The organism is Mycobacterium parascrofulaceum ATCC BAA-614 (assembly GCF_000164135.1).
GTDB classification, from domain to species: Bacteria; Actinomycetota; Actinomycetes; order Mycobacteriales; family Mycobacteriaceae; genus Mycobacterium; species Mycobacterium parascrofulaceum.
The window spans coordinates 196,092-216,222 of sequence record NZ_GG770554.1; the positions used below are offsets into that span (position 1 = coordinate 196,092).

A 20,131-nucleotide genomic window follows, 5' to 3' on the forward strand; every position below is an offset into this window, starting at 1 on the left:
GCGCACTGCTCACCGGCTTCGTCAAGCGTTGGGTGATCGGTACCGCCTTTGTGCTATACATCTGCATAGCGGGACTGGCGCGCTGTCGGTACCAGGGTGTGAGGTGGCAGACGAAGTGAATCGGGTCGCTGTGGTGACTGGTGGCGGATCGGGCCTTGGCGAATCCATCGCGGTGCAGCTGAGTCGAGATGGGCACCGGGTGGCGGTATTGGACATCGACGGTGACAGTGCAGATAACGTCGCGGCCCGGTTATGTGCCGACGGCAACCAAGCCATCGGCCTTCAGGCCGATGTCAGTCACTCAGACTCGGTGCACTCGGCTTTCGGCGTAATTCGCGAAACTCTCGGCGCGGTCGAAATTTTGGTGACCAGTGCGGCGGTGGCCGGCTTCACCCGTTTCGATCGGATCACGTTCGAGGAGTGGAACCGCTTCCTCGCGGTCAATCTCACCGGTACCTTCTTATGCATGCAAGCGGCGCTGTCGGACATGGCCAGCACGCAGTGGGGACGCATCGTCACCATCTCGTCCGCGGCGGGCCAGAACGGTGCATCGCGGCAAGGCCACTATTCGGCTTCCAAAGGTGGGGTCATTGCGTTGTCGAAGTCGGTGGCGCTGGACTACGCAGCGAAGGGCATCACCGTCAACACGGTGCCGCCGTTTGTCATCGACACCCCGATGCTGCGCGAGCAGCAACGGGCCAAGAAGCTGCCGCCCGCAGAGGTTTTGAGCAAGGCGATTCCGGCAGGACGACTCGGGACCGGCGCCGACGTCGCAGCGCTATGTGGGTTCCTGTGCTCGGACGCTGCCGGCTACATCACCGGGCAGGTGATCGGCGTCAACGGCGGCGCCGTCATCTGATACGAGCCTCGAGGTTGAGAGCGATCGCCCACACCACATCAACGGAGGAACAGGTGAAAGTCCGGATCGATACTGATCGGTGCCAGGGGCACACGCTGTGTTCCATGATCGCGCCGGAATCGTTCGTCCTCAACGATATTGACGGCCACGCCGCCGTCGTCGCCGAGGACGTGCCAAAGGAATACGAAGGCCAGGTGCGAGAGGCGGCTCAGTCCTGCCCGGAGCAGGCGATCGTGATCGACGGGACGCAGTGATGACCGCGCAGCACGGTATCCGGTATCACTTCGACCGCCACAGCCCCGACTACCGGCAGAAGTTCCTCGACATCACCCACGAGATGCAGCAGCGCTGTCCCATCGCCTGGACGGACACATACGGTGGCCACTGGGTGGCTGCAGGTGGGGACGCGGTCTTCGAATTGGCCCGCTGTCCCCATGTGTCGAACGACCACGACGTCAATGGCGTTCGCCGTGGCTATAAGGGAATCTCCATTCCGACAATGGTCGAGGCGGAGAATATTCGCGGCGGCATGTTGGAGATGGACGAGCCAGAACACCGCTATTACCGCAGCGCTTTGAACCCGTATCTATCACCCGCCGCCGTCAAGCGCTGGGAGCCGTTTGTCAATGAGGTGGTGCGGTCCTGCCTTGACGAGCACATCGAGGATGGGCGCATCGATTTCGTGGATGACCTCGCCAACGTGGTGCCGGCGGTGCTCACCCTGGCGATGTTGGGTGTGCCGCTGAAGAAGTGGACCGTCTACAACGAACCTGCCCACGCGTCGGTATACACGCCGCCGGACTCGCCGGACGTCGCGCGAGTCCGCGAGCTGTACATGGCGATGGGCCTCGACCTCTACACCAACCTGGTCGAGATTCGGGAGAACCCGCGTCCGGGCATCATTGACGCCCTGGCCAGGCTACGCATCGAGGGTCAGGCCCCGCCCGACACCGAGCTGGTCGGCATGCTCAATCTGCTCATCGGTGGCGGGTTCGACACCACCACCGCATTGACGGCCCACACACTGGAGTGGCTCTCAGAACATCCGGACGAGCGCGACCGGCTCAGCCGAGACCGTGCGGTCCTGCTGGATCCCGCCACCGAGGAGTTTCTGAGATTCTTCACCCCCGCGCCCGGGGACGGGCGCACGATCGCCGACGAGATCGAGGTGGACGGTGTCACGATGCAAGAAGGCCAGCGGCTGTGGCTGTCGTGGGCGATGGCCAACCGCGATCCCAGACTCTTCGATCAGCCCGATCAAATTGTCCTCGACCGTAAAGGCAATCGACACTTCAGCTTCGGGCTGGGTGTTCATCGCTGCGCGGGCTCTAACGTCGCCCGCATCGTATTCAAGTCGATGCTGACGGCAGTGCTCGATCGCCTTCCGGACTACCGCTGTGATCCGGACGGGACCGTGCACTACGACACTATCGGCGTGATCCAAGGGATGCGCCATTTACCGGCGACGTTCGAGCCCGGCAAGCGGATAGGAGCCGGACTGGACGAGACTCTCGACAAGCTGCAACGCGTCATTGACGAGCAGGGACTGGCTCGGCCCATCACGGAACACAAAGAGGCGGCCAACATCACGGCATGATCGGTGGTCGGTACGCCAGCCGTGGCGCCGAAAGGTGCACAGCGCCAGCACCGTAGGGCACACGCCCTGGTTCAGCCGCGTTTTGGCCGAGCACCCGATCCGTAGACGATGTCCGCGCGCGCGGGGTCCCAGTGATTGTGGAACACTACGTCGGCTATCGGACGCCGGCGAACCGGACCGTGGTGTCCGCGGGGCCAGCCGACGACGATGTGGCCGGCAAGGAACCACTCATGCGGAACGCCGACGGCTTCGCGCAGAATCTTCTCGCCGTCGTAGGACGCCCAACTCGTGAAACACGCACCCAACCCCTGGGCGCGTGCGGCGAGGTAGAAGTTTTGCATCGCCGGGTAGATTGATCCACCTTGCAGATACTCCGACGCGAACTCGTTCTTGAACGCCGTGAACAACACGGACGTGTATTCGCCTGCCCGATCGTGTAATTCATACGTCGCACGGTTGTTGCGCGCCGAGCGGCTTCGGTCGCCGTCGGTGGGCCTGTTCATCCCGTAGATCGTCTCGATCGTCCGCAGCGCAGTCTGAGCCGCCTTGGCGACGGCGGCGCGCTGCTCAGATGCGTCGAGGACGACAAAGCGCCACAGTTGGGCGTTCGCGCCATTCGGTGCCCACGTCGCGGCCTCGAGACAGCGGTCGATCGTTTGGGCATCGACCGGTTCGTCGGTGAATCGGCGGACGGAGCGCGCGGTGGACATGACTTCCCAGACGTCATTGGTCGGATGCACCATCCCATTGGTGTACTCGACGCATGCGGAGATGTCGAGAGCCGCACGCCATGGCCCGCGCGTGTTGTACAGTCGTATTGCAAGCGCAGCGTGGCCGTCGGCGAGAGGGAGTGGTGCTGTGAACGACAGGTTCTCGATGGAGGGGCGCGTCGCCGTCATCACTGGTGGCGGAACCGGCATCGGCCGGGCCTCGGCGCTGGTGCTGGCGGAGCGCGGCGCCGACATCGTCCTCGCCGGCCGGCGAGTCGAGCCACTCAAGTCCACCCAGAGCGAGATCGAGGCACTCGGGCGCCGTGCGATCGCGGTGCCGACCGACGTCACTGCCGCCGAGCAGTGCCAGGCCGTCGTCGACGCGACGCTCGCTGAATTCGGCCGCCTCGACGTGCTGCTGAACAACGCGGGCGGGGGAGCGACCAAGCCGTTGATGAAGTGGACCGACGAAGAGTGGCATCAGGTGCTGGACCTGAACCTGTCCAGCGCGTGGTACCTGTCGCGAGCCGCGGCCAAGCCGATGATCGAACAAGGCAAGGGAGCCATCGTCAACATCTCCTCCGGCGCCAGCCTGCTGGCCATGCCGCAGGCCCCGGTGTACGGGGCGGCCAAGGCTGGGCTGAACAATTTGACCGGCTCCATGGCGGCGGCCTGGACCCGTAAAGGCTTGCGGGTCAATTGCATAGCCTGCGGCGCTGTCCGCACTCCCGGACTTGAGGCCGACGCACAACGCCAGGGTTTCGACATCGACATGATCGGGCAGACGAACGCCTCGGGCCGCATCGCCGAGCCGGATGAGATCGGCTACGGAGTGTTGTTTTTCGCCTCTGACGCATCGAGCTACTGCTCCGGTCAGACGCTGTACATGCACGGCGGTCCCGGGCCGGCCGGAATCTGACCTGAATTTCTGGAGGCACGAATGAATGTCAGCCATGTCGGGCTTCGGGTGCGCGACCTCGACAAGTCGAAATGCTTCTACGAGGCACTGGGATTCACGGAGGTGAGGCGGCTGGCAGTGCCCGATCCGGTTGCCGGCGGACTGCTCGGGCTGGCTTCGCCGATCGGGTTCGAGGCGGTTTATCTGCAGAACAACGACTTTGTGTTGCAGTTGATCACGTTTTCCGGATACCCCGCGCCCGACGAGCCCGAGCGCACGATGGTGGGCGCTGGTCTGACGCACCTGTCGGTCGCTGTCGACGACATGGCGCAAGCGCAAGCGGCCGTTGAGGCCGCGGGCGGTACCGTCGTCGCAGATCCTGGAGGGGGATATGCGTGCATGGTCCGGGACCCGGGAGGCCAGTTGATCGAGTTGATCCACTCCAGCGTCCGGCCGGCCCCCTGAGCCTTGTCACCGAAATGACCTGAACGGCAACGTCAGGAGCGGAGCTCGTCAACCGTCGACGCATAGCGGTCGAGATAGGACAGCGTCGCCCCCGAATCATGGGCGTCGCGCCGTCCCCCGCCCACCACGGCACGGTTGAACCCAAGTTCGCGGTAGCCCGCCAGCGTGGCCAGTGATGGCTCTCCCCAGGCCATGATCGTGAGATCCAACGTCGCCGGATCGCGCCCAGCGTCCTCGGCTGCGTGGCGGAAGTCGGCCAAGGCGCTCGACACATCGTTGAACGCGGCATCGCCGGGAAGCCAGCCATCCGTCCACGGCATGCAGTCGCGGGTAGCCTTGCGGCCGGTGGTGGCGGCCAGGAGCTTCGGCCGCGGCCGCTGGTAGGGCTTTGGATAGGACCATACGGGCCCGAAATCGATGAATTCGCCGTGGTATTCCGGCTCATCATCTTCCCAGAGCGAGCCGAGGGCGGTGACTGTATCGGCCAAGGCCCGGTAACGATCCGACCAACCGATCGACCGCGAGACTTCCAGCTCGGCCCGAAACCCGACGCCGACCCCCAATAGGAGTCGTCCTGCACTCATTTGGTCCAGCGTGGCGACTTCCTTGGCGAACGTGAACAATTCGCGCTCAAGGGGCAGCACCACGGCTGTGCCGAGACGCAACTTGGTCGTTGCCTGCGCCGCCATCATGAGTGAGAGCAGCGGGTCCCACATCCGCTTCTGCGCCGCCAGCAAACCCGCCGGAAACTGGTCCCGGGCCGACACCGGAATCTGGGGGTGCTCGCCGACCCATAACGACTCAAACCGGCGCGTTTCAAGTTCCTGCCCGAGCACTCCCGGAGCCATATCTCGGGGTGTATTCAGCGAGACGAAGCCCAGGTCCATCAACGCTCCTCTAGGTCATACCGGGTGCTGTACGATCGTACTGCACGCGAATGATCGGCGCTGCACGGACCGAGGAGCACGATGCCCGTATTGGACGAAAACCAGCTCTCCTACGATCCGTACGACGTCGAGATCGACGCTGATCCCTATCCGATCTATAAGCGTCTGCGCGACGAGGCGCCTTTGTATTACAACGACAAATTCGGCTTCTGGGGTCTGAGTCGATTCGCCGACGTCGAGGCGGCACTGCGGGACGTCGCCAACCTCAGCTCGGCCAAGGGTGACATCCTCGAGGTGGTCAAGGCTGAGCCGGTCATGCCGCTCGGTGCCTTCATCAATGAGGACCCCCCGTTGCATACCGTGCATCGGCTGTTGGTGTCGCGCGCCTTCACGCCCCGGAAGTTGAAGGCCATCGAGGACCGGGTGCGTGCGTTCTGCGCCGCATGCTTGGCTCCGCTGATCGGGGGAGATCGCTTCGACTTCACGCTTGATCTCGGTGCCGAGATGCCGATGCGGGTCATCGGCATCCTGGTGGGCATCCCAGAATCATTGCAGCGCAGCGTCCGTAAGGTTGCGGGTCGCAGGCTCCGCAACAAGCCTGGCGAGCCGCTGCCGGTGAGCAAGGACAACTACTTCAACGGCAACATGTTCCGGGACTACGTAGAGTGGCGCGGACGGAATCCCTCCAACGATCTCGTGACCGAACTCTTACACGTCGAATTCGAGGACGTCTCCGGCACGATCCGACGGTTGAGCACCGAGGAGTTGCTCGTCTTCCTCGGCGTCATTGCGAACGCCGGCACCGAGACAGTGGGACGGTTGTTCGGCTGGCTGGGCAAGCTGCTGGGCGATCATCCGGATCAGCGGCGCGAGTTAGCGCAGGATCCGTCGCTGATCCCGGGTGCGGTGGAAGAGGTGTTGCGCTTTGAGCCCCCGGTTCACAACATCGCCCGCTACGTCGCCAATGATGTTGAGTACCAAGGGCAGGTCGTTCCAGCTGGTAGCGCATTGCTCCTGATGGCCGGGTCCGCGAACCGCGACGAGCGCAAATTCGATGACCCGGATCGGTTCGACATTCACCGCAATGCCAATCACCTGTCCTTTGGCCGCGGAACACACTTCTGCCTGGGCGCCTCGTTGGCTCGCCTCGAAGGCCGCGTAGCCCTCGAGGAGATCTTGAAACGCTGGCCCGACTGGACCATCGATCTGGGCAACGCCGTGCGGTCACCGACGGCGACGGTGCGCGGTTGGGAGAGCATGCCCGCGATCCTCGGTTGAGCCTGTTAGCTGGTGCCGTCAGTCCGCTGCTGTACCGGCACGTTGAGCCGACTGTCGGGACCCGGCAGGTCAGCGAATTGCATCGCCCAGGGCGGCTTCCCGTGCTGCACCACCCAGCACGACCCGGTGTTCTCGATGGGTGAGCACGCCGCAGCGAGAACGGCATCGGAGACAGCGTCCGGCTCCATCACCGGCACACCGATGCGTTCGACCAACGGCCGCCGGTTGCCGAGCGCACCGGTTTCGGTTATGCCCGGGCAAATGGTATGGACCGCAATGCCTTCGGGCGCAAGATTGGGCGCGATGGCACGCATGAAGCCGACCACCCCATGCTTACCGAGCGAATAGATGGGATCGGGATGCCAGGGCAGGATGCCCGCGAGCGAGGCCGTCGCCACTATCGCACCCTCCCCGGCGCCGCCCGCTCGCATGGCACGGACCGCGGCGACGGCGCCGAAGACCACGCCGTCGACGTTCACGCCCACCGATTTGCGGTAGTCGGTCAGGTCGAGATCGCCGATGTCGCCGGACCAGCGGATCGTGACGCCGGCGTTGAGAAAAGCAAGGTCGACACTCCCCAGCACCTGACAGCAAGAATCGAACGCGCGGTTCACCTGCTCCGGGTCGGAAACGTCGCACGCCAATGGCAATCCGTCAAGCGGCGTGGCCACCGCCTCGGCGGCATCTGCGTCGATGTCGAGTACACAGACCCGCATGCCTGCGGCGGCAAGTCGTTGCGCGGTGGATCGACCGATCCCGGAGCCTCCACCGGTCACGAGCGCCACTCGTCCCTTGAGCTTCATCGGTCACCAGCGATCGACCGGCTCGCTTTCCAGCCGCAGCGGGCGGAGGTAGGACGGGTCAGTCCGGTCCCACTTGCCCTTGATGAAGCCCTTGACCGCGCCGGAAGCCAGGACGGACGAGTCTCCGCTCATCATCCATTCCACCGTGCACCGCCGCACCGCGATCTTCCATACGCCGTCCCGGCGTTCGAGACGGTCGAGGTAGCGGCCGCCCATCAGGGAAACGATCTTGCCGCCCTTGGCCCGCATGGCACCGATCACGTAGCTCTCGCAATGCGCCTCGTCGCCGTCGATCTCGCACGTGTGGGTGGTGATGTTGTGCAGATGGTCCTCAAACACCTTGCTGTGCGCTTCGTTGGCGTAATCGCCGTACTCCGGTCCCAGCTTGACCACCGGACCGTGCTCGTCCACACCGTCCTTGAAGTAGACACTCGCCATCAGATCGGCATCGTGTCTATCGTGCCCGCGCGCCTGGTTCATCACGCAGTCCTGAATGGCTATCCGGTCTTCGACGTACTGCAGACGCTTCTGCAGTTGCTGGAGTTCGTCAGTGTTCGTCATCGAGTTGTCCTCCATTGGAACGGTCAAGCCACGGTTGTACAACTGTATAGCATAAGCAGGCGGCGAGGAGCTATACGTGCGTATAGCATACGAGCGAGGGGCCGCCGGCCTCTGGCAGATGGGTATTGACGGAAAGGGATGTCGATGTCTGACAACCGGCCGGTCGCCGTGGTGACCGGGGCCAGTCGCGGCGCTGGAGCTGGGATCGCGCACGCGCTCGGCAGCCATGGCTGCACCGTGTACGTCACCGGGCGCACCGAGACGCCCGGGGAGTCCGCTCTACTGGGCACGATTCACGAAACAGCTCAACAGGTGACCTCGGCCGGCGGCACGGGAATCGCCGTCCGGGTCGACCACGCGGACGACGAACAGGTTAAGGGCTTGTTCGAAAAGGTCGAGCGTGAGCAGGGACGACTCGACATCCTGGTCAACAACGCCGCCATCATCCGCGACGAGATGATGGGGCGGACCAAGTTCTGGGAGGAACCTCTCGGTGTCATCGACACTCTGAATGTCGGGTTGCGCAGCAGCTACGTCGCCACCGTTTATGCAGCACCCTTGATGCTGCCGCTTGGCAAGGGCCTGGTTGTCTTCACGTCGTCCTCCGGCGCGGTGCACTACGCCTTCGGCCCGGCTTACGGTGTACCGAAGGCCGGCACAGACAAGATGGCTGCCGATATGGCCGTGGATTTCAGGGATGCCGGAGTCGCATCGCTCTCGATATGGATGGGGTCGTTGCTGACCGACCGGGTTCGGAAGATCATCGCGAGCAACCCCGCGAAGTTCGGCCATATCCTCGACAGCGCCGAGACTCCCGAACTGACCGGTCACGTCATCTGGGCGTTGTACAACGACGCCGATCTCATGGACGCGAGTGGGCAGACGCTGATCGGTGCCGAGTTAGCGCGCAAGTACGGAATCAAGGACGAGGACGGTCGCCAACCACCGTCCTACCGCGAGCTCTTCGATGTCCATCCCCATCGGCAGTACCCGCACGTCATGCGCTGACCGGGACAAAAAGCCTATCGTTACTCGCCCACGATCGAGATGGCCTGCCGGGGGCACTGACGAACGGCCTCCCGCACGTCGTGTTCGTTCTCCGGGGTGACCTCTTCCTGCAAGACGGTCAGCATGTCGTCGTCGCCCAGGAGGAAGATCTCCGGGTTGATGCCCATGCAGACGCCGTTGCTCTCACAGAGTCCCCAGTCGACTTCGATCTTCTTGGTCACGGCAACCCCCTACCGAAGCACCTTGACGGGCACGTTCTTCCAGCCCGCGACGTTTTGCATGTTCACCCGTTTGCACCCGTCCCAGTCCACCTCGTAGCGGGGCATGAAGTCGAGCAGCCGCTCCAGCGCGATCCGGCTTTCCAGGCGGGCCAGCGCGGCGCCCAGGCAGCTGTGAATCCCGTACCCGAGCCCGAGGTGCTGGGCCTCGGTCTGGTCGCGCTCGATGTCGAAGTTGTCGGCGTCGGTGAACGCCTCCGGGTCGCGGTTCGCCGCGGCGCCGCACAGGAACACCGGCTTGCCCGGGGGAATCACCCCGCCGCTGACGTGCGCCTCTTTCAGCGTGTATCGGACGTTGTACTGCACCGGCCCCTCGTAGCGCAGCAGCTCTTCGACCGCCCCGGGGATCTTGTCGCGGTCGTCCTGCAGCTTCTGCCACTGGTCGGGGTGACGGGCGAAGATCACCGCCGCGTTGCCCATCAGCTTCGTGACGGTCTCGGCGCCCGCGCCCCCCAAAAGCGTTGCAAACCCGCAGATCTCGATGTCGTCGAGCTTACGCAGCTGGCCGTCTTCGCCGGGGATCTCGGCCGCGATCAACCGGCTGATCATGTCGTCCTGCGGCTCGGCGCGCCGCTCCTGGACGAGGCCGAAGTAGTACATCGCCGTGTCGATGTTGGCCTGCATGCCGGCTTCGCTGATCTCGATCTGGCCCGGCTCATGGGACAGGCTGGTGTCGATCCAGTGGCGCACCTGCTGGCGGTATTCCTCGGGCACCCCGGCCATCCGGGTGATGACTTCCACCGGGAACGGCCCGGAGAAGTCCTGGACCACGTCGAAGTTCTCGGGGTCGGCGGCACCCAGGTATTTGTCGATCACCTCGACGATGGTCTCGCGCTGCGACTGGATCGCGCGCGGGGTGAACGCCTTGTTGAGCAGGCTGCGCATGTGGCGGTGCTCCGGCGGGTCCATGAAGATGATCGACTTCTGCTCGGGGGAAATGCCCCTGCGCACCATCGCCAGGTCGCAACCGCGCGCCGACGAATACGTCTCGAAGTCCTTGAATGCGGCCGCGACGTCTTCGTGGCGGGTCAGCGCGTAGAAGTCTTCCTTTTCGTCGTAATACAGCGGCGCTTCCTCGCGCATCCGTCGATAGATGTCGAACGGATTGTTGAAGTAGTCCTCGGAGTACGGATCGAAGACGACCTTCGGTTTTGTCACTGAATCCTCCTCAGCGGCGAGGGCGGGCTGTAGCCGTTACAGCCGAGTCGTTGACTGTAACGCTAACGGTAATACCTTCGTGACGAACCGGAAAGACCGAAACGCTGACATGTCAGGCCCTCTCCGCGGCGCCGATGGCATCGATGACGTCATCGAGAGCACCCAAATCGCCGCCCAGCTCTTCGGCCATGCCGCGGACCACGGCTACGTCTTTGGCGACGAATTCCCCGGCGACCTCGATGAACGAAGCGACGGAGCCGCGCGCCGCCACCAGGTTCATGACCCGGCCGCTCGCGCTGCCCTGTGCCAGCGCGGACAGCAGCGTCGGCTCGGGCACGCCAAGACGCGCGCCGAGCCTGATCGATTCGGCGAGCAGGCCGACCTGACCCGCGAACAGGGCGTTGTTGACCAGCTTCACCTTTTGGCCGGCGCCGGTGGGGCCGACATGCAAGACGGGGTCGCCGTAGCAGCTCAGCAGGGGCCGCACCCGCTGCACCGCGTCGTCGGCGCCGCCCACGAACAGCGTCAGCCGGCCGGCCGCGATGTCGTGCGGTCCGCCGCTGACCGCGGCATCGACGACGTCGATCCCGTCGGCGCGCGCGGCGAGGGCGTCGATCGTCTTCGGGCTTGCCGTGGTGTGCACCACCAGCGCCGAACCGGGCGGCATCGCGGACAGCAATCCGCCGTCCATGCAGACCTCCCGCACCTGCGGATCGGTGAACACGCACAGCACCACGATGTCGGCCTGCGCACCCGCCTCGGCCGCGTCGCGGGCTGCGCGCGCGCCGAGTCGTTCCAGCTCGCTCCGCTTCTCGGCCGTCCGGCCGACGGCCCGGACGTCGTGCCCCGCGGCCACCAGGCGGGCCACCATGGGGCCGCCCATCCGCCCCGCGCCGACGAACCCGACTCTCACCGCGGGTGGCCCATGAGGCCCAGGGCGGCGTCGGCCGCTTCCAGCACGGCGCCACCGCCGGCCCCGGCCCGGTCGGCCAGGTCGACCAGCAGGCGGGCGTCCTTTTGCAGCAGCGATCCGGCCACGCCGGCGAGCCGGTCCAATCCGCCGATGCCGCCAAGGGCGTTGAGCGCGAAGCTGTTCCCGCTGCTGCGGGAGACGACTTCGGTGAGGCGGTCCGGGTCGACGCCGAGCGCACCGGCCAGCGACAGCGCGGTGGCCGCGGTCCCCAGGTGGGCGGTGAACAGCAGGTTGTTGAGCAGCTTGGTGGTTTGACCGGAACCCAGCTCACCGAGGTGCACGATCGGATCGGCATAGGTGGCGAAGACCGGGCGGCACCGCTCGACGACGTCGGCGTCGCCGCCGACCATCACCAGCAGGCGCCCTTCGGACGCGGCCCCGCCACCGCCGCTCACCGGCGCGTCGACGACCGAAATCCCTTTGGCCGCGGCTTGGTTCGCCAGTTCCCGGCAGGTGTTGGGATGCACGGTGCTGTGGATCGCGATGACACCGCCCGGCTTCATCGCGGCCAGCACGCCGCGGTCACCGGACGCGATCTGGTCGACGTCGGCGTCGCCCACGACGCAGACGCAGACCAGATCGCTGGCCGCGGCGAGCTCGGCCGGTGACTCGGCGACCTTGGCCTTGGTGTCTGCGAACGCCTCGAGGGTTGCGGGTCGGCGCGCCCACAGCGTCGTCTCGTAGCCGCCCTCGACGATCCGCCGCGCCATGGGGCCGCCCTGGCTGCCCAGGCCGATAAACCCGACTCTCATCCGGCGGCCTCTTCCGAGCGTGATGCCGTCACGCATTCGTCGACGAACGCAAGAACCTCCGCGTGATAGTCCGCGGCGGTGTGGCCGAGGCTGATGTTGTGCCCAGCCCCGAGTTGCCGGTGCACGGTGAAGCGCGGCGCCGCGGAGAACATCGCGGTGATCTCCCGCACCGCCGAATCATCGGCCTGCCAGACTTTCTCGTGTTCGGCGATGCTGAAGTGCACGGGCACCCGCACGGCCGGGGCCAGCGTCGGGAAAGTCTGGCGCGCCCAGTCCGACACCATTTGGTCCTCATACGACGGCGCGGACGGGGACACGGTCGCGCCGCCGAGAACCTCGGGCGGATAGAGGTGCTCCGGGCTCCACAGCAGGTCGCGCATACCCGACGGGCGTCGTTCGCGGGTCGCTGCTTTGAGTATTTCCTTGGCCGCCGGGTGGTAGTGCCGACCGGTGCCGGCCAATTCGATGCCGAGCAGATCGGTGCCGCGGTCGTCGGCGGCCATCCGCATCGTCAGTTCGCAGCCCCCCGAATGCCCCATCACGAACACGCCCGCGCCGCTTGGTCGTTCACCGATGATGCGCTCGACCGCACCGTACGCCAGGTTGACGCGCTGATCGCCCTCGACCATCGCCTCCGGGTAGGGCGCGGAGCTGCCGTAGCCCGGCCGGTCGAGCGCCACCACGGTGAATCCGGCCGCCGCACCGGTCCGCAGCAGGGACAGTGCCGGGTGGCCGGGGCAATCGAAATAGATTGCGGTGGTGCCTCCGCCGTGAATGGCCACGATCACGGCCTTGGGTTCGGGGGATTCGGCGACCAGCGCCGACATCGGCACCCGGTCGACGATCACCAGCCGGGGCCGGGGGCCGCTCATGTATCCGTCCGCAGCAGCAGCACCCCGCTGGGCGTGAGGCCGCCGCTGCTGACCACGCCGACGCGGGCGCCGGCGACCTGGCGGTCCCCCGCCTCGCCGCGCAGCTGGGTGACGGCCTCGTGCATCAGGCCCATCCCGTGGGTGCGCCCGTGGGAAAGCTGGCCGCCGTGCGTGTTGAGCGGCAGCTGCCCGTCGCGGGCGATGTTCTTGCCGCCGTCGAGGAAGTCTTTCGCCTCGCCGATCCCGCAGAATCCCAGCGCCTCGATCCAGGATAGGCAGTTGAAGGAGAACCCGTCGTACAGCTCGGCCACGTCGACGTCGGCGGGCCGCAGGGAGGTGCGCGTCCACATATGCGCGGCCTGGCCCAGCACCTGGGGCTCATGCGTCAAAGTGCTCTGGTCCCAATCGAGTCGCTCGATGATCTGCGTTCCGACCGCCTCCACCAGGACGGGCGGCTTGGCCAAGTCGCGGGCGGCGTCGACGGCGGAGACGATCACGGCGATCGCGCCGTCGCAGGGCACGTCGCAATCGTAGAGACCGAAGGGCGTGGTGATCGGCCGCGCGTTCAGGTAGTCGTCCATCGTCATCGGAGTCCGGTAGATGGCCGTCGGGTTGAGTTCGGCGTTGGCGCGCTGGTTCAACGCGATCCAGCCCAACGTTTCTTTGGTGGTGCCGTACCGGTCGAAGTGGCGCTGCGCGTTCATCGCCAGGGTGTGCGCCGCAGACGTTGCGCCGAATGGCATCTGCCAGCCCGACATCCGGCCCATCGACGGGACGATTTTGCCCTGCTTCATCAACTCGCCATGGGTGGCTTCCCACAGCGTGCGGAAGCACAGCACGTGACGCGCCAGCCCGCACGCGACCGCTTGCATCGCGGCAATCACCGACCCGCCCGGGCCGAACGTCTCCATCGCGCCGTTGTGCCACGTCGGCCGGATGCCCAGCGCCGCCTCGAGCGCGGTGACGCCGCCTTCCCCGAACCCGCCGACATTGATTGCGCCGGGGTACGTCGACAGGCCGTCGATGTCGGCGAACGTCAGCCCGGCATCGGCGATGGCCGCCTCGCATGCCTGCACTGTCAAACCCAGAGGCAGCTGCATCAGCCGGCGCCCGATCGGCGACATCCCGATCCCCGTGAGCGCGACCCTGTCCTCGAACTTCTCCGCGGTGAGCATCGGACGGACGTATTCGCCGAAGCGTTCGGGCGCGATCTCGTCGTCCGGCAGGGCGGCCCGCTCGGTTTCCGTCGTCGGCCGAAACAGCGGAAACCACACGTCCTCGACCTGCTCGAAGACGACCTCAACCGGTTGACCGAGTTCTAGCCGATCGGGGTCGCACTCCACGATGTTCGTGGTGAGCCGGACCCGCGGGTCTTCGGCGATCGCCACCTGCGCGATCACGTAGGGCGCCGGCATGCCCGGCAGGCTGAACCGGTGATTCACGGTGAAGCCGGCCAGTGCCGCCCTGCCGGAGACCGCCCGCAGGCCCACATCGCGCGATCGGCAGTACCGGCACACCGGCGCCGGCGGATGGATCAGCGAGTCGCAGTTTTGGCATTCCTGCAGCCGCAGCGTGCCGTCGGCGCCCGAGGTCCAGAAGAATTCGTTGTCCTGCGTGATCAGGGGCAGCGGTCGTCCCGGTGCTGCTGACACGTCACCTCCGCGAGCCGAACGGTCCCTCGATGCAACCTGGTAGGGCCGTTATACGAATCGGAGAATTACGTTATCACTCGCACGAAGGAGCGATCCAGATGCGTCACAGTGGCACCCAGGCGCCCCCTACGTAAACGCCCCACTGGTGAAAGCGGACGCTCCACATCGGGGGGGTCGGATGTCCACCCCGGCTGCGGCGGGGGAGGCGGCACCTCCTGCCCGGCGAAGGACGGCGCGTACGGCGGCGGGGGTGTGTACCAGGGCGGTGGTGGCGGCGGCGGTTTGCACTCGCGCGTCGCCGGATTGAACGCCATGTTGGACTCGCACTGCGCCGAGCTGATTCCCGGCGTTGCGATCACCGCGACCGCCGTCGCCGCGAAGGCGACCGCGATGACGGCGGCCAGACGACGAACAAACCACTCCATGGTGGGCCTCCCATTGGGGCCATCCTGACCTCGGCCCGTACAGCTTATTCCGTCACTACCGCCGTGACCAGGGCGAAGAATGTCCGCGGCGGCGCAACGCGGCGCCGGCGCCTGCCGTGCGGTCCCGGTCCGCCCGGGCGCTATGCTCTGGTGCGGGATATCAAGTACTTCACATTTGGAGGCCTGGTTGCTCGACGCTGAAAAGATCCTGATCACCGGCGTGACGGGCAAGATCGCGTTTCCCATCGCACGGGCGCTGGCGGCGACGAACGACGTATGGGGCGCCGCGCGCCTCAAAGATCCCGCGGACCGGCGGAGGCTGGTCGACGCCGGCATCAAACCGGTGGCCCTGGACATCGCTGCGGGCGACTTCTCCTGCCTCCCCACGGATTTCAGCTATGTCTTCCACACGGCGGTGGACCCCGGCGCAGACGACTGGACCCGCTGCGTCGAAACGAACGCGCAAAAGTCCGGCGACCTGCTCCAGCACTGCCGCGCCGCCAAGGGTTTCGTCTTCTGTTCAACCGGCTCGATCTACGCATACCAAGGTCAGCGACCGCTGACTGAATTCGATCCGCCCGGGGTGCCGCTACGCGCGAACTACAGCTTCTCCAAGGTCGCGGCGGAGCAGGTGTGCACCTGGGTCGCCGGGCATCATCGGATCCCGCTGACCATCATCCGGATCTGCTCGACCTATGGACCCGAGGGCGGCGCGCCCGCCGACCGGCTCGATGCGATGCTGGCGGGCAAGCCAATTCGGCTGCATCCCGACAAGCCCAACAACTACAACCCGATCTACGAAGACGACTACGTCCGGCTCGGAATCCGCGCGATGGAGGTCGCCTCGGTGCCGCCGGTCGTGGTCAACTGGGCCGGTAGCGAAACGGTCAGCGCCGAGGATTATTGCGGCTTCATGGGCCGGCTGATCGGAGTGGACCCGATCTTCGAGTACGTGCCCGACGCGCACACGCCGCTCTGGCCGGATGTCACCCGCATGCACGAGGTGCTGGGACGCACGAAAGTGCCCTGGCGCGAGGGATTTCGGCGCATGATCGCGGCCCGCCACCCCGAAATCCCTCTGCCTGAACGCGATTCGGTGAGCTGAGGATGCGGCCCGCGCAGCTTCCCGGAACGCCGTCGGACCAGGTGGCCGAGGTCCTCGCCGCCGGCCGGGGCGAGATCACCACGCTGTTCGTGTCGATGGCGACCCGCCATCCCGAGGGGCTCGACGCCGAGTACCTGCGCTGGCACACCCTCGACCATCGGCCGGAGCAACACCGGTTGGCCGCGGTGCGGGCCTCGTTGCGGTTGGTGTCGACGCCGGCCTGCCGCTCCGCCCGTGCGGTCGGCGGGCCGTTGGACCGTGTCGACCACGTGATGACGTACTTTTTCACCGACCGGGCCGGCCTGCGCGGTTTCAACGACCTGTCCGCGGCGCTCGGCGCCGCCGGCCGCAAACTCCCGCTGCTGCCACCGGTGGAGCGCGGCGTATACGAGGTGCAGGCCAAGGCGGCGGCGCCCCGGGTCAAGGTGGGATCGGACGTCCTGCCCTGGCTCCCCGTGCGCGGCGTTTTCCTGTTGGTCGAGCGGGGATCGGCGACGACCGACCCGCTGGTGGAGGTCGACGGCGTGGCCGGTGTCTGGTCCGCCGTTTCGCGTGTGGCCGACGCGAGCCTGGCGAGCGCCCCAGGGGGCCAGTCGATCACGTATTGCTTCCTCGACGACGACCCGGTCGACACCGCCGAACGGCTGCGCCCGGTCCTGTCGGCCCGCTGGGACCGGGCGGCTGTCGAACCTCTCTTTGCCGCACCCTTTTTCGCCGTGATTCCGTACGAATGGGATCGGTATGTCCCCTAGGCGGGCGGTCGCATGCGCGTCGGCATGATGGTCGGCTCCGACAAGGAGCGCCCACGGGCCGACCGGTTGGCCGGGGTGATCGCCGACGCCCGCGCGGCCGAAAGTGCGGGGTTCGAGAGCTTTTGGATGCCGCAGGTCCCCGGCTACCTCGACGCGATGACCGTCGTATCGCTGATCGGGCAGGCCACCCATCGCATCGAGGCCGGCACGGCGGTGGTGCCGATTCAGACCCGCCATCCGATGATCATGGCGCAACAGGCGTTGACCACCCAGATCGCGTGCGGCGGGCGGTTCACACTCGGCGTCGGGCCCTCGCACCACTGGATCATCGACGGCCAGCTCGGATTGCCCTACGAGCGCCCCGCGCGCTTGATGCGCGACTATCTCGACGTGCTCGACGCGTCGTTCGCGGGCCCGGGGGCCGTCGACGTCGTCAACGACACCTACCAGGTGCACGCTCCGGTGGATGTCACGGACAGGTACCAGGTTCCGGTCCTACTGGCCGCGCTCGGGCCGACGATGCTGCGACTGGCCGGCGAACGGGCCGGCGGCACGATCCTGTGGATGGCCGACGAGCGGGCGATCGGCGACCACGTCGTTCCGCGCATCACCGCGGCGGCCGGCCGGGCCGGCCGCCCCGCACCGCGGATCGTCGCCGGCGTTCCGGTGGCGCTCTGCTCGAACGACGAGACGGACGGCGCCCGCGCGTACGCCAGCGAGGTGCTCGGGCACGCGGATTTCTCCCCGAACTATGTGCGGCTGCTCGAGCACGGTGACTCGGCCGACGTCGGCGACACGATGGCCGCCGGTGACGAATCGGCCGTCCTCGCCCGGCTGCTCCGCTACCGCGACGCGGGCGTCACGGACCTCGCGGCGCGGATCGTCCCCTTGGGTGGGGACGCGACCGAACGCGCCGCGTCGCGACGCCGTACCCAGGAGTTTCTGTCGTCGCTGTGTCCGGCGTTGTGATCAGCGCGGCGGACTCAACGCGTGAATCCCCACTCCGCCTCGTTCTCTTCGGTTTTGAGGCGCTCGGCCGGGTCGTCCGCGTCGGCGAGCGGCGGGTGCGCGGAGGGGGAGGTGCGCTCGCCGACCTCGGCGATGGCGTGCACGGGGCAGTCCATCAGCGCGCGCATGACCGCGTCGCGGTCCTCCTCCGCCACGGTGCCATCGCCGATGAGGGACGCATAGCCCCAGTCGTCCAGCGAGAAGTATCCGGGCGCGTACTTCGCGCAGATTCCGAAGCCGTCGCACACCGTGCGGTCCAACCGAATCTTCATGCGGGCCTCAGCGCTTCCGCCTCGTAGGGCCGGTCGGCGCGGAACGCGCCGCGGGCGCAGTCCGGGCATGTGCCGCCGAGATGCGCGGTGACTTCGCCCGCGAACCGGCCGAGCAGACTGGCCGCCACGTTGGTGGCCGCGTCCAGCGTTGCGCACGCGCCGCGGCCGCGCAGCAGAACCGACCAGCGCCGCAACCGCTCGACGTCTTCCGCCGTCGCGGCGCCGTCGCGCAGCGCGCCGGCGGCGGCGGCCATCGCCGCCGTCCCGTTGAAGCAGGACCCGCACTGCCCGGCGTTCTCGCGGTCGAAGTAGGCCAGCACCGACGCCGCGACCGCGACGGGGCAGTCGTCGGTGATCACCGAGATCGCTCCGCAACCCAAACCGCTGCCGAGTCGCCGCATCGTCTCGTGGTCCAGCGTCGCCTCGAGCACGGTCCGGTCCAGCAGGCCGGCGAAGTAGCCGCCAAGCAGCGCCCCGCGCACCGCCTCGGGCGAAACACCGTGCAGGGCAAGGAGTTCGGTGAACGGCAGGCCGTGCGGAAGCTCGTAGAGAACGGGTGGTCGGCCGGCCCCGGTGATGGTGGCCAGGAAGGTGCCCGGAGACAGCGACGTGCCCTGCGCGCGGAACGCCGCCGACCCGCGGTCCTGCAGGAAGGGCAGGTTGGCCAGCGTCTCGACATTGCTGACCAGGGTCGGCAGTTCGTCGACGCCCTCTTCGAACGGGCGGGGCGGCTTGTCGGTCGGCTTGGCCGGGCCGCCGTTGATGGCGCGGACGGCGGCCGTTTCCTCGCCGGCCACGTAGCCGGGCTGCACGGCCGACATCGCGACCGTGACACGGCCGAGGATCCCGGGCTCGAGCTCCCCGAGCGCGGTCTCGACGCTGTGCGCCGACTCCGGGTCGGACACGTAGACATAGGCGCGATCGGCGCCGACCATCGCCGCGGCCAACCGGAGTCCGTCCAGGATCAGGTGGGGCCGGTTGCGCAGCAGCCAGCGGTCCTTGAGCGAAGCCGGTTCGCCCTCTTCGCCATTCGCGACGACCACGGCGCCGCCCGCGCCGCGTCCGTTGTCGCGCACCGCCCGCAGCTTGACCGCCAGCGGGAAGGCCGCGCCCCCGCGGCCGACCAGCCCGCCGGCTTCCACCTCGCCCAGCAGCGCGTCCGCGTCGGCGAGCGGGCGGTACCCGCCGAGCCGCCGGTAGGCCGCGATGTCCTCGCGCGCCTGGCCGGTCTGTTCGAAGAGCAGCCGGGGCTCGCAACCCGGGGCGGTGGCGGTGGTGATCGTTGTGGATTGTGCGGTGCTCACGGCTCGACCGCCGTCGTCATGGTTAGGCTTGCGCACATGCGAACTGCGGTGGTGCGCGTCAACGTTGACCCGGAACGCGTCCTCACGCCCGCGCAGCTACGAGACGGCATGGCGGCGCTCCTCGAACTCGCGGGGCGGTCGGGCGCCGGCCTGGTGGCAAACGACCTCGCCGCCATGCCCGCGGGCCGCCGTGAGGTCGAATTGTTGGTCGCGGCCCAGGACGGCGACACGGCCAAGGGTACCGCAATGGAATTGTGCGCCAAGGTGTTCGGTGGCACGCCGGTGCCGGGGGTGGTCACCTTCATCAGCCGGGGAACCGACGACGACGCCCAGGGCGTGCTGTCGGGCTTCGGGCTGACCGGTGAGATCGAGCGGGCGCCCGGCGGCGAGGGCTTCGACGTCGTGTACGTGACGCTGCGGGAGGAAGACCTCGAACGGATCCCGGAGAGCCGGATTCACACGGCTCTGGAGGCCTCGCTCAACTGCGAGGTCCACATTCGGACCGTATAGCGGC

23 protein-coding genes are annotated in these 20,131 nt (G+C 66.9%); 11 read left to right on the top strand and 12 right to left on the bottom strand.

The window, feature by feature from the left end:
• The first annotated feature begins 115 nt into the window (after nt 1-115).
• From HMPREF0591_RS10885 to HMPREF0591_RS10895, 3 genes are read left to right on the top strand one after another with little or no spacing between them, the layout of a single operon-like run.
• Nucleotides 116-859, top strand: a complete 744-nt coding sequence (locus HMPREF0591_RS10885) for an SDR family NAD(P)-dependent oxidoreductase (protein WP_007168585.1) — start codon at nt 116-118, stop codon at nt 857-859.
• 53 nt (nt 860-912) lie between these two features.
• A complete protein-coding gene (locus HMPREF0591_RS10890; RefSeq protein ID WP_007168586.1) occupies nt 913-1,113 on the top strand; it encodes a ferredoxin in 201 nt (66 codons plus the stop codon).
• Entirely contained in the window at nt 1,113-2,456 is a 1,344-nt protein-coding gene (locus tag HMPREF0591_RS10895; protein WP_007168587.1) for a cytochrome P450, read from the top strand. Before HMPREF0591_RS10890 ends, HMPREF0591_RS10895 begins: the two co-directional genes overlap by 1 nt.
• A gap of 71 nt (nt 2,457-2,527) precedes the next feature.
• Here the strand turns inward: HMPREF0591_RS10895 and HMPREF0591_RS10900 are convergent, their stop codons facing one another.
• Complete coding sequence (locus tag HMPREF0591_RS10900) at nt 2,528-3,199, bottom strand: nitroreductase family protein (protein WP_007168588.1); 672 nt, start codon at nt 3,197-3,199, stop codon at nt 2,528-2,530.
• Between the two features lie 115 nt (nt 3,200-3,314).
• Between HMPREF0591_RS10900 and HMPREF0591_RS10905 the strand changes: the two genes are divergently transcribed.
• Nucleotides 3,315-4,085 (top strand): SDR family NAD(P)-dependent oxidoreductase, encoded by a 771-nt coding sequence (locus HMPREF0591_RS10905; RefSeq protein ID WP_007168589.1) that lies wholly within the window; start codon nt 3,315-3,317, stop codon nt 4,083-4,085.
• A gap of 21 nt (nt 4,086-4,106) precedes the next feature.
• Entirely contained in the window at nt 4,107-4,529 is a 423-nt protein-coding gene (locus tag HMPREF0591_RS10910) for a VOC family protein (RefSeq protein ID WP_007168590.1), read from the top strand.
• A gap of 32 nt (nt 4,530-4,561) precedes the next feature.
• On the opposite strand, the gene HMPREF0591_RS10915 is transcribed toward HMPREF0591_RS10910, so the two are convergent.
• Entirely contained in the window at nt 4,562-5,416 is an 855-nt protein-coding gene (locus HMPREF0591_RS10915) for a TIGR03619 family F420-dependent LLM class oxidoreductase (protein ID WP_007168591.1), read from the bottom strand.
• An 81-nt stretch (nt 5,417-5,497) separates the two neighbouring features.
• Here HMPREF0591_RS10915 and HMPREF0591_RS10920 point away from each other — a divergent pair, with 81 nt between their 5' ends.
• A complete protein-coding gene (locus tag HMPREF0591_RS10920; protein WP_007168592.1) occupies nt 5,498-6,694 on the top strand; it encodes a cytochrome P450 in 1,197 nt (398 codons plus the stop codon).
• 5 nt (nt 6,695-6,699) lie between these two features.
• Here the strand turns inward: HMPREF0591_RS10920 and HMPREF0591_RS10925 are convergent, their stop codons facing one another.
• A complete protein-coding gene (locus HMPREF0591_RS10925) occupies nt 6,700-7,497 on the bottom strand; it encodes an SDR family oxidoreductase (protein WP_040622327.1) in 798 nt (265 codons plus the stop codon).
• Nucleotides 7,498-7,500: 3 nt separating this feature from the next.
• Nucleotides 7,501-8,058 carry a nuclear transport factor 2 family protein gene (locus HMPREF0591_RS10930; RefSeq protein WP_040622662.1) on the bottom strand — a complete coding sequence of 186 codons (558 nt, stop codon included), beginning with the start codon at nt 8,056-8,058 and terminating at the stop codon, nt 7,501-7,503.
• Between the two features lie 144 nt (nt 8,059-8,202).
• On the opposite strand from HMPREF0591_RS10930, the gene HMPREF0591_RS10935 reads away from it, so the two are divergent.
• Entirely contained in the window at nt 8,203-9,066 is an 864-nt protein-coding gene (locus HMPREF0591_RS10935; RefSeq protein WP_040622663.1) for an SDR family NAD(P)-dependent oxidoreductase, read from the top strand.
• 20 nt (nt 9,067-9,086) lie between these two features.
• On the opposite strand, the gene HMPREF0591_RS10940 is transcribed toward HMPREF0591_RS10935, so the two are convergent.
• The 6 genes from HMPREF0591_RS10940 to HMPREF0591_RS10965 all read right to left on the bottom strand — a co-directional run bounded on the left by HMPREF0591_RS10940 (nt 9,087) and on the right by HMPREF0591_RS10965 (nt 14,751).
• On the bottom strand, nt 9,087-9,287 hold the full coding sequence (locus tag HMPREF0591_RS10940) for a ferredoxin (protein WP_007168596.1): 201 nt from the start codon (nt 9,285-9,287) through the stop codon (nt 9,087-9,089).
• A gap of 9 nt (nt 9,288-9,296) precedes the next feature.
• Entirely contained in the window at nt 9,297-10,502 is a 1,206-nt protein-coding gene (locus tag HMPREF0591_RS10945; protein WP_007168597.1) for a cytochrome P450, read from the bottom strand.
• Between the two features lie 112 nt (nt 10,503-10,614).
• The gene (locus tag HMPREF0591_RS10950; protein WP_083212389.1) at nt 10,615-11,415 is read right to left on the bottom strand and encodes an NAD(P)-dependent oxidoreductase; all 801 of its coding nucleotides are present in this window, start codon (nt 11,413-11,415) and stop codon (nt 10,615-10,617) included.
• Nucleotides 11,412-12,227 carry an NAD(P)-dependent oxidoreductase gene (locus HMPREF0591_RS10955; RefSeq protein WP_007168599.1) on the bottom strand — a complete coding sequence of 272 codons (816 nt, stop codon included), beginning with the start codon at nt 12,225-12,227 and terminating at the stop codon, nt 11,412-11,414. The genes HMPREF0591_RS10950 and HMPREF0591_RS10955 overlap by 4 nt, the downstream gene beginning before the upstream one ends.
• On the bottom strand, nt 12,224-13,099 hold the full coding sequence (locus tag HMPREF0591_RS10960; protein ID WP_007168600.1) for an alpha/beta hydrolase: 876 nt from the start codon (nt 13,097-13,099) through the stop codon (nt 12,224-12,226). The genes HMPREF0591_RS10955 and HMPREF0591_RS10960 overlap by 4 nt, the downstream gene beginning before the upstream one ends.
• Nucleotides 13,096-14,751: a thiolase C-terminal domain-containing protein gene (locus HMPREF0591_RS10965; RefSeq protein WP_007168601.1), complete on the bottom strand. Its 1,656-nt coding sequence runs from the start codon at nt 14,749-14,751 to the stop codon at nt 13,096-13,098. Before HMPREF0591_RS10965 ends, HMPREF0591_RS10960 begins: the two co-directional genes overlap by 4 nt.
• 612 nt (nt 14,752-15,363) lie before the next feature.
• Between HMPREF0591_RS10965 and HMPREF0591_RS10975 the strand changes: the two genes are divergently transcribed.
• The 3 genes from HMPREF0591_RS10975 to HMPREF0591_RS10985 are packed head-to-tail and all read left to right on the top strand — an operon-like array spanning nt 15,364 to nt 18,002.
• The gene (locus HMPREF0591_RS10975) at nt 15,364-16,281 is read left to right on the top strand and encodes an NAD-dependent epimerase/dehydratase family protein (RefSeq protein ID WP_040622667.1); all 918 of its coding nucleotides are present in this window, start codon (nt 15,364-15,366) and stop codon (nt 16,279-16,281) included.
• A 2-nt stretch (nt 16,282-16,283) separates the two neighbouring features.
• The gene (locus HMPREF0591_RS10980; RefSeq protein WP_007168604.1) at nt 16,284-17,033 is read left to right on the top strand and encodes a hypothetical protein; all 750 of its coding nucleotides are present in this window, start codon (nt 16,284-16,286) and stop codon (nt 17,031-17,033) included.
• A gap of 12 nt (nt 17,034-17,045) precedes the next feature.
• Nucleotides 17,046-18,002: a TIGR03564 family F420-dependent LLM class oxidoreductase gene (locus HMPREF0591_RS10985; RefSeq protein ID WP_007168605.1), complete on the top strand. Its 957-nt coding sequence runs from the start codon at nt 17,046-17,048 to the stop codon at nt 18,000-18,002.
• Nucleotides 18,003-18,016: 14 nt separating this feature from the next.
• Here HMPREF0591_RS10985 and HMPREF0591_RS10990 read toward each other — a convergent pair whose 3' ends face one another.
• Both HMPREF0591_RS10990 and HMPREF0591_RS10995 read right to left on the bottom strand, forming a co-directional pair.
• Nucleotides 18,017-18,313, bottom strand: coding sequence for a ferredoxin (locus HMPREF0591_RS10990; RefSeq protein ID WP_007168606.1), 297 nt, complete (start codon nt 18,311-18,313; stop codon nt 18,017-18,019).
• On the bottom strand, nt 18,310-19,617 hold the full coding sequence (locus tag HMPREF0591_RS10995) for an NADH-ubiquinone oxidoreductase-F iron-sulfur binding region domain-containing protein (protein WP_007168607.1): 1,308 nt from the start codon (nt 19,615-19,617) through the stop codon (nt 18,310-18,312). Before HMPREF0591_RS10995 ends, HMPREF0591_RS10990 begins: the two co-directional genes overlap by 4 nt.
• A gap of 36 nt (nt 19,618-19,653) precedes the next feature.
• Here HMPREF0591_RS10995 and HMPREF0591_RS11000 point away from each other — a divergent pair, with 36 nt between their 5' ends.
• The gene (locus HMPREF0591_RS11000) at nt 19,654-20,127 is read left to right on the top strand and encodes a hypothetical protein (RefSeq protein ID WP_040622334.1); all 474 of its coding nucleotides are present in this window, start codon (nt 19,654-19,656) and stop codon (nt 20,125-20,127) included.
• Nucleotides 20,128-20,131 lie beyond the last annotated feature (4 nt).

What these genes read in the sequence shown, in the direction of transcription:
- HMPREF0591_RS10895 (WP_007168587.1), top strand. Translation starts at nt 1,113, where the DNA reads ATGACCGCGCAGCACGGTATCCGGTATCACTTCGACCGCCACAGCCCC.
- HMPREF0591_RS10900 (WP_007168588.1), bottom strand. Translation starts at nt 3,199, where the DNA reads ATGGTGCATCCGACCAATGACGTCTGGGAAGTCATGTCCACCGCGCGC.
- HMPREF0591_RS10910 (WP_007168590.1), top strand. Translation starts at nt 4,107, where the DNA reads ATGAATGTCAGCCATGTCGGGCTTCGGGTGCGCGACCTCGACAAGTCG.
- HMPREF0591_RS10915 (WP_007168591.1), bottom strand. Translation starts at nt 5,416, where the DNA reads ATGGACCTGGGCTTCGTCTCGCTGAATACACCCCGAGATATGGCTCCG.
- HMPREF0591_RS10920 (WP_007168592.1), top strand. Translation starts at nt 5,498, where the DNA reads ATGCCCGTATTGGACGAAAACCAGCTCTCCTACGATCCGTACGACGTC.
- HMPREF0591_RS10925 (WP_040622327.1), bottom strand. Translation starts at nt 7,497, where the DNA reads ATGAAGCTCAAGGGACGAGTGGCGCTCGTGACCGGTGGAGGCTCCGGG.
- HMPREF0591_RS10930 (WP_040622662.1), bottom strand. Translation starts at nt 8,058, where the DNA reads ATGACGAACACTGACGAACTCCAGCAACTGCAGAAGCGTCTGCAGTAC.
- HMPREF0591_RS10935 (WP_040622663.1), top strand. Translation starts at nt 8,203, where the DNA reads ATGTCTGACAACCGGCCGGTCGCCGTGGTGACCGGGGCCAGTCGCGGC.
- HMPREF0591_RS10955 (WP_007168599.1), bottom strand. Translation starts at nt 12,227, where the DNA reads ATGAGAGTCGGGTTTATCGGCCTGGGCAGCCAGGGCGGCCCCATGGCG.
- HMPREF0591_RS10960 (WP_007168600.1), bottom strand. Translation starts at nt 13,099, where the DNA reads ATGAGCGGCCCCCGGCCCCGGCTGGTGATCGTCGACCGGGTGCCGATG.
- HMPREF0591_RS10980 (WP_007168604.1), top strand. Translation starts at nt 16,284, where the DNA reads ATGCGGCCCGCGCAGCTTCCCGGAACGCCGTCGGACCAGGTGGCCGAG.
- HMPREF0591_RS10985 (WP_007168605.1), top strand. Translation starts at nt 17,046, where the DNA reads ATGCGCGTCGGCATGATGGTCGGCTCCGACAAGGAGCGCCCACGGGCC.
- HMPREF0591_RS10990 (WP_007168606.1), bottom strand. Translation starts at nt 18,313, where the DNA reads ATGAAGATTCGGTTGGACCGCACGGTGTGCGACGGCTTCGGAATCTGC.
- HMPREF0591_RS11000 (WP_040622334.1), top strand. Translation starts at nt 19,654, where the DNA reads ATGCGAACTGCGGTGGTGCGCGTCAACGTTGACCCGGAACGCGTCCTC.